The sequence below is a fragment of the Geobacillus jurassicus NBRC 107829 genome, from assembly GCF_001544315.1.
Lineage (GTDB): Bacteria > Bacillota > Bacilli > Bacillales > Anoxybacillaceae > Geobacillus > Geobacillus jurassicus.
Map to the genome: position 1 here is coordinate 140,399 of NZ_BCQG01000001.1, position 8,868 is coordinate 149,266.

The 8,868-nt window shown below is 55.9% G+C and carries 10 protein-coding genes and 1 pseudogene; 2 read left to right on the forward strand and 9 right to left on the reverse strand.

Features of this window, described 5'->3' with window-relative positions:
- Positions 1 to 84 precede the first annotated feature (84 nt).
- The 4 genes from ytpR to GJ1_RS00675 all read right to left on the reverse strand — a co-directional run bounded on the left by ytpR (position 85) and on the right by GJ1_RS00675 (position 3,326).
- Positions 85 to 690, reverse strand: coding sequence for a YtpR family tRNA-binding protein (gene ytpR / locus GJ1_RS00660; protein WP_066227048.1), 606 nt, complete (start codon positions 688 to 690; stop codon positions 85 to 87).
- Positions 691 to 710: 20 nt separating this feature from the next.
- Complete coding sequence (locus tag GJ1_RS00665; RefSeq protein ID WP_066227051.1) at positions 711 to 1,508, reverse strand: DUF1444 domain-containing protein; 798 nt, start codon at positions 1,506 to 1,508, stop codon at positions 711 to 713.
- Between the two features lie 168 nt (positions 1,509 to 1,676).
- Complete coding sequence (locus tag GJ1_RS00670; RefSeq protein ID WP_066227054.1) at positions 1,677 to 2,204, reverse strand: DUF84 family protein; 528 nt, start codon at positions 2,202 to 2,204, stop codon at positions 1,677 to 1,679.
- A 45-nt stretch (positions 2,205 to 2,249) separates the two neighbouring features.
- The gene (locus GJ1_RS00675) at positions 2,250 to 3,326 is read right to left on the reverse strand and encodes a M42 family metallopeptidase (protein WP_066227057.1); all 1,077 of its coding nucleotides are present in this window, start codon (positions 3,324 to 3,326) and stop codon (positions 2,250 to 2,252) included.
- Between the two features lie 116 nt (positions 3,327 to 3,442).
- Between GJ1_RS00675 and GJ1_RS00680 the strand changes: the two genes are divergently transcribed.
- On the forward strand, positions 3,443 to 3,739 hold the full coding sequence (locus tag GJ1_RS00680) for a PepSY domain-containing protein (protein WP_066227059.1): 297 nt from the start codon (positions 3,443 to 3,445) through the stop codon (positions 3,737 to 3,739).
- Here the strand turns inward: GJ1_RS00680 and GJ1_RS00685 are convergent.
- Together GJ1_RS00685 and trmB are read right to left on the reverse strand one after the other, a co-directional pair.
- Positions 3,734 to 4,585, reverse strand: a complete 852-nt coding sequence (locus tag GJ1_RS00685; protein WP_066227062.1) for a YtnP family quorum-quenching lactonase — start codon at positions 4,583 to 4,585, stop codon at positions 3,734 to 3,736. The two genes, GJ1_RS00680 and GJ1_RS00685, sit on opposite strands and share 6 nt — an antisense overlap.
- Positions 4,586 to 4,665: 80 nt before the next feature.
- Positions 4,666 to 5,319 (reverse strand): tRNA (guanosine(46)-N7)-methyltransferase TrmB, encoded by a 654-nt coding sequence (gene trmB, locus GJ1_RS00690; RefSeq protein WP_066227067.1) that lies wholly within the window; start codon positions 5,317 to 5,319, stop codon positions 4,666 to 4,668.
- Between the two features lie 217 nt (positions 5,320 to 5,536).
- On the opposite strand from trmB, the gene GJ1_RS00695 reads away from it, so the two are divergent.
- Positions 5,537 to 5,806 (forward strand): YtzH-like family protein, encoded by a 270-nt coding sequence (locus GJ1_RS00695; RefSeq protein ID WP_066227070.1) that lies wholly within the window; start codon positions 5,537 to 5,539, stop codon positions 5,804 to 5,806.
- 124 nt (positions 5,807 to 5,930) lie between these two features.
- Here GJ1_RS00695 and GJ1_RS00700 read toward each other — a convergent pair whose 3' ends face one another.
- The 3 genes and pseudogenes from GJ1_RS00700 to GJ1_RS00710 form a co-directional block, all read right to left on the reverse strand.
- Positions 5,931 to 6,713 carry a phosphotransferase family protein gene (locus GJ1_RS00700; RefSeq protein ID WP_066227073.1) on the reverse strand — a complete coding sequence of 261 codons (783 nt, stop codon included), beginning with the start codon at positions 6,711 to 6,713 and terminating at the stop codon, positions 5,931 to 5,933.
- A gap of 309 nt (positions 6,714 to 7,022) precedes the next feature.
- Positions 7,023 to 7,611, reverse strand: a pseudogene (locus GJ1_RS00705) (type I pullulanase); the annotation flags it as partial.
- A gap of 162 nt (positions 7,612 to 7,773) precedes the next feature.
- Positions 7,774 to 8,829, reverse strand: a complete 1,056-nt coding sequence (locus tag GJ1_RS00710) for an RNA-guided endonuclease TnpB family protein (RefSeq protein ID WP_066227079.1) — start codon at positions 8,827 to 8,829, stop codon at positions 7,774 to 7,776.
- Between the last annotated feature and the right edge of the window lie 39 nt (positions 8,830 to 8,868).

Here is an 8,868-nt window from a genome sequence, read left to right on the forward strand (position 1 = left end):
CTTCATGGTCGGAAAAAAACGCCACTGGCTTCGTTCCAGTGACGAAAAAACAGGCGGAAACCGTCTGCACCGCCCGTTGGAACGTCAAAAGACGAACGGCTGGCCGACCTCATACTCGTCGGATAGCACAAGAATTCCTTTCTCCTGCGGGGCGTTCGGCAGCCCGAGCTCGCGCGCCGAACAAATCATGCCGCGTGAGGCGACGCCGCGCAGCTCGCTTTCTTGAATGACGAGGCCGCTTGGCATGACGGCGCCGATTTTGGCGACGACGACTTTTTGCCCTTCGGCGACGTTCGGCGCTCCGCAGACGATTTGCAGCACCTCATCGCCGACATCGACTTGGCAGACGCTCAGTTTATCGGCGTTTGGGTGTTTCATTTTTTCTTTGACATATCCGACGACAAATTTCGGCGACAAGTCGGCTTCGATTCGTTCGTCAAAGCCGTTTTTCGCCAAAATGTCATTGATGACGCCGACGAGCTCCTCATTCACTTCCAGCGGACCGTTGCCGGAAAACGGATAGTACAAAGACGCGGAAAAAATGTTATAGCCGACGGTTTCTCCACTGCGTTCAGAAATGATGCGGACGACATCGCCTTGTCTGACAAACGTCCGTTCCTCATCCGCCACCGGTTTCAGCGATACAAGCAACACGTCGCCGACCCCTTCTCGGTTGTAAAACACGTTCATCGCTTCATTCCTCCTTGCCGCTATGTTCTCTGTTTTTTTCCTAAAATGAAAATCGGTTCAAGTTTCCCGTTTTCGTATAAAAACGACAGCGCCGTGATCGGCACGCGGCCGCCGGCAAAAAAGCTCATCGTCATTTGCGCGAGCACATCATAGCCGACGTCGTTGCGCACATCGGCGATAATGAGCACATCTTGATGCGGGACGGCCATCGCCATCGTTCCTTCAATGCGCGCCCGCATATCGGCCAAAAACGACTCATTTAAGATGCGGCTCGCATCATACCCATCGTTGGTGTTCACAAAATAAAACACGTTGTCCGCCACCCGGTCCTCTTTCACCGGCGTCGGCAGCGACCGGACGTTGAAGCGGGCAATTTCCTTCACCCGCTCGCGGCTCCATTGTTCTTTCTCGAGCATCCGCTCGTCAATCAGTCGATACGTTTTGCCTAGATCAAGCGCGTAGTAAATGCGCGTTTCCGCTGTATGATCATCGTACAACAACAGAACGCCCTCTCTCGTCTCCGTCGGAAACGACGCCGAGCGAATGACAGGATAAATGTTCCGTTCGTTCCCGGAAAGCGCGGCCTCTTCTTCCATCGTTTTCAGCGTTTCCTCTACATAATAAACGACTTCGTGCACGGCCTCATCTTTTTGTTCGTGCCATTTGGCAATCACGCCGGGAAGCGAGATCGTAACTCCTTTCTTCGTGCGCCGGTCTTCCACGCGCATCGCTTCCTGCTTGGCGTCAAAGCGAAACGTCCAGTGCGGATGGGCCGCGAGACGTTGTTTGATCTTCTCATACATTTGCCGGCTGTCCATCGTTTTCCTCCTTGCTCTGCCGACGCCCTTGCCTTCCCTTTCACACCTTTTGGCGGGTGCTGGTTCAAGGGCGAATCCGGCTCCGAAAATGCCCTACGATGCTCATGCGGCGTTTTTCATAGAACGTTTGGCGCTGCCTCTGCCGCTTTGCCAGCCGTTCCTTATTTATCATACCTTGAACGACCCATTTTGACAAAAAAATTCATATTGGCCGGCCAAAAGCTGAACGATATGGGAAAACATCGCCGAACGGTCGACGCGCCCGTTCGTCAACACGCCGACCGCGCCTTCTTTCCTGCGGATGTTCCGCCGCCCAGTGTACTCTTCCATCACGTCGCCAAGCTCTCTCCCTGCCTCCAGCCCGGCGCCGACATCCGGCGGCAACACGAGGCGGGCGCCGCTGGCGGCAACAACGACTCCGTTTCGGTCAACGAGCGCCCCCCAGTTGCACAGCCACCATCGCCCGTCGATCTTCATCACGCCGCCTTCCAATCCGATGCCGATGTCCGCCTCCGCCGCTTCGAGCGCTCGTTGGGCGCGCTGGATGGCGCCAAGCCGCGTCTCCTCATCCGACAGCGGCTGCGCGGAAACGCCCGAAGGCACGTCAAGCGCGACAAGGCGGCAATCCTCCCCGAACACAGACCGAACGGCGGCGACTTTCGCTTCGTTTTTCGTTCCGACCGCAATCGTTTTCATCATCCGCCCTCCTTGTCATGGAAAAGGAGAAGCGTTCGCTTCTCCTCAGCTGTTTTGGCGAATCGTCTCGACCGTCGCCCGGTCGCACCGTTTAACCAGCTCGACGATGAGCTGTTTGGCCGCCGCGTAATCGTCGACATGGATGATCGAAGCGTGCGTATGGATATAGCGGGCGCAAATGCCGATCACCGCCGACGGCACGCCGCGGTTGGCGATATGAACGCGGCCGGCGTCCGTCCCGCCGCCTGGGGAAATGAAAAACTGGTACGGCACGCCGATCGTCTCCGCCGTATCAAGCACAAATTCGCGCATGCCGCGGTGCGTAATCATCGTCCGGTCGTACAAACGGATGAGCGCCCCTTTGCCGATCTTGCCAAACGCCTGCTTGTCGCCGGACATGTCATTCGCCGGGCTTGCTTCGAGGGCGAAAAAGATGTCCGGATCAATCATCGCGGCCGCCGTCTGGGCCCCGCGCAGCCCGACCTCCTCCTGCACGGTCGCCCCGGCGTACAGCACGTTCGGCAACATTGCGTCTTGCAGTTCCTTCAGCAGCTCAATCGCCAACCCGCATCCAAACCGATTGTCCCACGCTTTTGCCATCACGGTTTTTCCGTTGGCAAGCAAAGTAAACGGGCTGACCGGCACGATCGGCTGGCCCGGGCGAATGCCGACTCGTTCGGCATCTTCACGGCTTTCTGCACCGATGTCGATCAACATGTTCTTGATCTCGATCGGTTTCTTGCGCTGCTCCTCGTCGAGCAAATGCGGCGGGATCGAACCGACGACGCCGATGACCGGCCCGTCGTTCGTGATGATTTGCACGCGCTGGGCGACGAGCACTTGATCCCACCAGCCGCCTAGCGGCTGAAAACGAATCATGCCGTTGTCGGTGATCGCCGTCACTATAAACCCGACCTCATCCATATGTCCGGCGACCATCACCGTCGGGCCCGCCTCATCGCCGCGTTTGACGCCGAAAAGGCTGCCGAGGCGGTCTTGCACGATGTCATCGGCGTATTTGGCCAGCTCTTGGCGCATAAACTGCCGCACCGGATGTTCATAGCCCGGCGCTCCCGGAAGCTCGGTCAACGTTTGGAACAATTGCATCGTTTCCTCATTCATCATCGGTCTTCCTTTCTGTTTCTGGCTCCGTTTCGGTTCGCTCCGTTCCCCTTAACATCTTCCACCAAAGTCGGCTATACTAAACGATAGCGACAGAAGCAAGGAGGGAACGATTCATGTTTTTGAAAAAATGGCTCATTGGCGCCGCCGTCGGCGCGGCCGCCATCTATGCCATCCGCTCCGCTTCCAAACCGCCGCTTCTTGCCCCGGAAAAAGCGTTGGCGATGGCGAAAGCCGCGCTCGGCGGTTCGCGCGCCATCCGCGGTTCCTGGATTCAGTCCGCCCCGGAGCGGTATGAGAAAGACGGGTTGACGTACACCGTGTACCGCGGCGGCGTCTGCCGCCACGACAGAGATGACGAGTTTTTCGTGAATGCCTACACCGGCGCCATCATCGAAACCAAACCATTATAGCGGCGGCCGCTCCCGCTTCACGGCGGCAGTCATCGTCCCGTCCACCTGCCATTTGACGGCCCGGTAGTAGGCGTCATGGTAAAACGTAAACCACGCGTTTCGCTCCATGCCGTACGGGAGCCATCGCTGTTTGGCAAAAATCGAATCCATCGGGTAATCGTCGTACGCCATCACCCAAAGGACGTTTTGATGGGCGTGCGTGCCGAGCAAATCGCCAAGATGAATGGCCATCTCCCCTTCTGATTCGATCAGCACGATCGCATGCCCGGCGCTATGCCCGCCGGTATGTATCAGGCGAATGCCGGAGACGACCTCGATTTCTTTCGTAAACGGAACGACTTGATCAGCGATCGGCTCCCAATTTTCTTTCCAATACGTATTGCGCGAGCGAATGTTCGGATGGCGCATTTCCTCCCACTCGATGTCCGACGTGATGATCGACGCGCGCGGAAACGCCGGCACAAGCCGCCCGTCTTCCCAAACGGTCAATCCGCACGCATGGTCAAAATGCAAATGGGTCATGATGACGATGTCGATGTCGCGCCGCGTCAGCCCGAGCTTGGCGAGCGATTCATCAAGCGCCGATTCTTCCGTGACGCCGAAATTGCGCTTTTGCTTATCGGTCAGCTTGCCGTTGCCGATGCCGGATTCAATGAGCAGCCGTTTGCCGCCTGTCTCGACCAAAATCGGATCCGTGCGCAGCTCGATTTGATTTTGGTCGTTGGGCGGATATTTTTTTGACCAAAGCGGCTTCGGCACGACGCCGAACATCGCTCCGCCGTCAAGATGGGTGACCCCACCCTGCAGCCATGTCAATGTGACTTGTCCGATTCGCAACTGTTCCATTTCCATCTCCCCCTCTCCACTAGTGTACCATTTTCTCCATCAACCGGAAATAGAAAAAGACCCGACCAATCGGTTCGGGCCTATGACGGGCGCCGCGGCGGGCGCACCGCCTCGCAGCGGTAAATGCGGTTGCCTTTGGCGGAAAACTTTTCTTCGTACTCGGTCATGACATTGTCCGTGATGCCGCTTTGATGCAAGTCGAGCTGGACCGACGCGAGCACAAATCCGTACTGCGACAAGCTGACAAGCGAGTATTCGAAAAACGATTGATTGTCCGTTTTGAAATGGAGGTCTCCGTCGTCGGACAAAACGCGATCATAGAGCGCCAAAAAGCCCCGATGCGTCAGCCGCCGCTTTTCGTGCCGCTTTTTCGGCCATGGGTCGGAAAAGTTCAAATAAATGCGCGACACTTCTCCGTCGGCAAAAAACGCGGTGAGATCTTTCGCGTTGGCGTTCAACAGCTTGACGTTCGAGAGCTCGCTTTCGATCAGTTTGTCAAGCGCCGACACCAGCACACTTGGGTACAGCTCGATGCCGATAAAATTAACATCCGGATGGAGACGCCCCATTTCGGTGATAAATTTCCCTTTCCCCGTCCCGATCTCGACATGGATCGGCCGGTCGTTGCCGAACAGTTCGCGCCATCGCCCGCGCTTTGTTCCTGGATCGGGGATGACATATTGCGGATAAGCGGCGATTTTGTCTTTCGCCCACGGTTTGTTGCGCAAACGCATATCGACACCTCTGCCTCGTTTCCGTTTGTTGGTTTGACGATGCCATACTTGCAACTAAGAAGCAAACGCCGCCAAAAGCGGAAAAACGCCCGGGCTTGAACGCTCTCCCGCTTACGCTCACGCGTGGAAATAGGGGTCTTCTCGGTTTAGAATAATAAACTCGGCTCGATCCGGGCATCATAAAACCGTACAGCTTTGCGAAAGGATGGTGACCAGCATGCCGCTCGACTATAACCATCAATTGACCGTGCTCCGCGACATTTTATCCGAACATCAGCTCGATTGCTGCGGGACGGTGTCCGAATGCGAACAAATTGAACGGCTTGTCAAGTCGCTGCTCGCTAACAACGAGGTGAGCGGCCATGTCAAACAAATCCTTCCAAACATTTACGCCTACGGCCAAGGCGGAAAATACAGCGCTGACTTAAACGCTCATATTTCCGCTCACCAAAGCCAGCTCGCCGATTGGGTGAACGAGCTGGCTTGACCCTCCCCGCTTTCACGCTTCCACCACGTCTTCCCGGCCAAAGACGATGATCGGGACAACGGCGGCCGCCGGTTGAGCACCGCCGGCGTTTCGCCCCTTTCGACAGAAGCGGGGCAGGCCGTTGTCAGTGCTCGGTGATGACCCGTTCCAATAACCGAAGCGACTGCTCCTTTTCTTTTTGGCCGTCCTTCCCTTTCGGCCAAAACAACGAGTGCAGCGTATGAGCGATCGTATACCACTTTAGGCGGAGGCCAAGCTCTTCGCTCCATGCCCATCCGTACTGGTCGAGCCACGCCTTCCATTCGGCGCGCGGAATGTACAGATGAAGCAGCATGCCGATATCGATCGCCGGATCGGCGATCACCGCCCCGTCCCAATCGATCAAGTACAACGTGCCATCGTCGGCAAGCAGCCAATTGTTATGATTGATGTCACAGTGGCAGACAACGTACTCGTCATCCGGCAATGACGAAACATGCTGTTCAAGCCAGTCAAGCGCCTGACAGACGACAGAACCGCCGTCCGGATGGCGCCGCTGTTGCTCAGCGAGCGCAGCGAGCATCTTCTTCGCGCGCAGCGGAGATTTGCCAAGCCGCTTCAGCATCGTCACAAGCTCCTTGGAGCGATGGATTTTCCGCAAAAGCGCCGCCACTTGCTCGCTTCCCATCTCCCACGGCTTCAGCTCCCGGCCGTTCAGCCATTGCTGAGCCGTAAATACATCGCCGTTTTCGAGCCGCTTCGTCCATACGAGCTTCGGGACGATGCCCTCAGCCGACAATACAGCAAGAAACGGAGAAGAATTCCGCTTTAAAAACAATCTCTTCCCTTCATATTCCGCAAAATACGCATCCCCTGTAGCGCCGCCAGCGGGAGTGATCTCCCACTCCTTACCTAGTAACTGTTCCAAAGCGTGTTCACCTGCGACTTAAAAATAGAAACGTCTCCGTTTGCTTCTCGCGCCCAAATAAAAAGGACGGCCATGCCGCGTCCTTCCTCCGTCCGTTTTACTTGTATTATACTGAAATACCGCTCCGGCATGCAAACATTTTTCTCAGCAAACGCCTTGCTTAAAACTGCCAAAGCGGAAGCGCCCCGCGGCTCCCACTCCGGTCGGCCGCCCTTTCCCGTTTCGTCTCAACGGCGGCATGTTTCATCAGAGCGATAACCACCGCTCCTCTGCAAGCCTTGAGACGATTCCGGCACGCTGTCTGAGCGATTACCCCGCAGGCTGGACGAGCACCCATGTGCCGATGCCGTCAAGCTCAAGCCTGTCGCTCACTCGGCGAAACGGCGCCGCTCCGCTCCGCTGCCCGTCGCATACGATGTCCCATTCCCGTTCGTCTGGAAGGTGGATGGCCTCTTTTTTTTTCTTCGTTATGATGAATGACGATGATCTCATCCCATGGCCCATATACGGCGACATCATGCAATCGGTAGGCGATGACCGACGGCGGCAGCGGCTCAAGAAACGTCAAGTGGCGCAACACTTCCGCTTCCGTCGCGAGACGAAATGCGCCATGCGCGCGGCGAAGGGCGATCAACCCTTGAACATATCGGACGTCGTCTTCATAGCGGCTTTTCCGCCCCCAATCGAGCTGGTTGACCGCATCAGGCGACCGATAGCTGTTCCCATCGCCGCCTTTCGTCCGATAAAACTCTTGGCCGCTGTGCAAAAACGGAATGCCTTGCGCCAACAGAACGATCGCCGTCGCCAGTTTTTGCCGCTTCCGCCGGAGCCATTCCGGCTCATCATTGTTGGCCGCCTCCATCTTATCCCAAAACGTATGGTTGTCATGGCATTCGACTTGACACTCCACACGCCTAAAGGGCGTGGGATTCTTGGGTCGTTCGCGTCCTCATCCATTTCTGGTTCAGACAACGCCCAAGTTCAGGGGTGTGTCATCACCCCGTCCCATCGGGTTAAGATGTACCCCAATGGGCGGCGCACCTGTGACCAGTGCGCTAGGTTAGGCGGCGAAGCCCGAAATCGCTTTGGCGATGTTGATCGCGCCATTCAAGTCGGCGTGGATGGTGTATCCGCACTTTTGGCATCGGAAGTGGATGCCGTTCCGGTTTCCTTTATCTCGATAGCCACAACGACAAGTTTGACTGGTGTAGGTGGGATTCACCCACTCGACCCGAATGCCCGCCATTTCGGCTTTGTAGGCAATCATCGTTTGCAGTTGATGGAACGCCCACGAATGAAGATTTCGTCCTGCTTCTTTGGCCGAAGCGGCTCGTTTCCGAATCCCCGCCAAATCTTCCATCCGAATCACGCCAACACCGTTGGCAAGGGCAAAACGGACGATTTGACGGCTGATTTTATGGTTCATATCCTTCATCCAGCGGGACTCTTTACGGCCGATTTTGCGAATCATATGAAGCTTCTTGGCTTTGCCCAACGTTCGCCGCAAAGCCGCATATCGTCGGCGCACAAAGGCGCATTGGCTCCCTTTGAAAAACCACGATTTCGTTCCCACGCTGGCAACGGCGATATAGCGAAGCCCAACGTCAACCCCCATCACCTTTGTTTCGTGCCGCGGCTTGACTTCAAATGCGACCGCGATCGCCAAGCACCATTTCTTTCGCTTTTTGTAGAGCTTGGCCGCCCCTTGTTTGGCGGTTCCATGGATCAGCCGATCCAGCCATGCCTCTTGATAGGGGCGCGTGACGACAGGCACGCCAATTCGTTTCTCCAGTGTGGGGAAGGAAACCGTGTAGAACGCTCCTTTCTTTTCCACCTTTATGTTTTGATTGTTAAAGCAACACCAAAATGTTCGGAACTTCTTTGCCTTTTGTTTTTTCTTTTGGGACTTCACTTCTCGAATCGTTTGATTCACGACGGCGGAAGGGAACCGCTGCGACGAAAACTCTTTAAACAGTTTGCTCGTCGCTTGATTCAGCTTGGGATGATTCAACAGCCAATTCGCAAAGGCGGTATTCACTTCTGTCATCCGTTCATACATGTCTTGTTTGACTTTCGTTGGGTTGTGCAGTTCCAGCCTTAGTGTGATCGTGGGCATGGATTCACCCCTTTTCTTTTGAGATTCCACATAGCGTTG

Excerpts from the sequence above, each read along its gene's own strand:
- ytpR (WP_066227048.1), bottom strand. The coding sequence starts at position 690 with ATGAACGTGTTTTACAACCGAGAAGGGGTCGGCGACGTGTTGCTTGTA.
- GJ1_RS00665 (WP_066227051.1), bottom strand. The coding sequence starts at position 1,508 with ATGGACAGCCGGCAAATGTATGAGAAGATCAAACAACGTCTCGCGGCC.
- GJ1_RS00670 (WP_066227054.1), bottom strand. The coding sequence starts at position 2,204 with ATGAAAACGATTGCGGTCGGAACGAAAAACGAAGCGAAAGTCGCCGCC.
- GJ1_RS00675 (WP_066227057.1), bottom strand. The coding sequence starts at position 3,326 with ATGAATGAGGAAACGATGCAATTGTTCCAAACGTTGACCGAGCTTCCG.
- GJ1_RS00680 (WP_066227059.1), top strand. The coding sequence starts at position 3,443 with ATGTTTTTGAAAAAATGGCTCATTGGCGCCGCCGTCGGCGCGGCCGCC.
- GJ1_RS00685 (WP_066227062.1), bottom strand. The coding sequence starts at position 4,585 with ATGGAACAGTTGCGAATCGGACAAGTCACATTGACATGGCTGCAGGGT.
- trmB (WP_066227067.1), bottom strand. The coding sequence starts at position 5,319 with ATGCGTTTGCGCAACAAACCGTGGGCGAAAGACAAAATCGCCGCTTAT.
- GJ1_RS00695 (WP_066227070.1), top strand. The coding sequence starts at position 5,537 with ATGCCGCTCGACTATAACCATCAATTGACCGTGCTCCGCGACATTTTA.
- GJ1_RS00710 (WP_066227079.1), bottom strand. The coding sequence starts at position 8,829 with ATGCCCACGATCACACTAAGGCTGGAACTGCACAACCCAACGAAAGTC.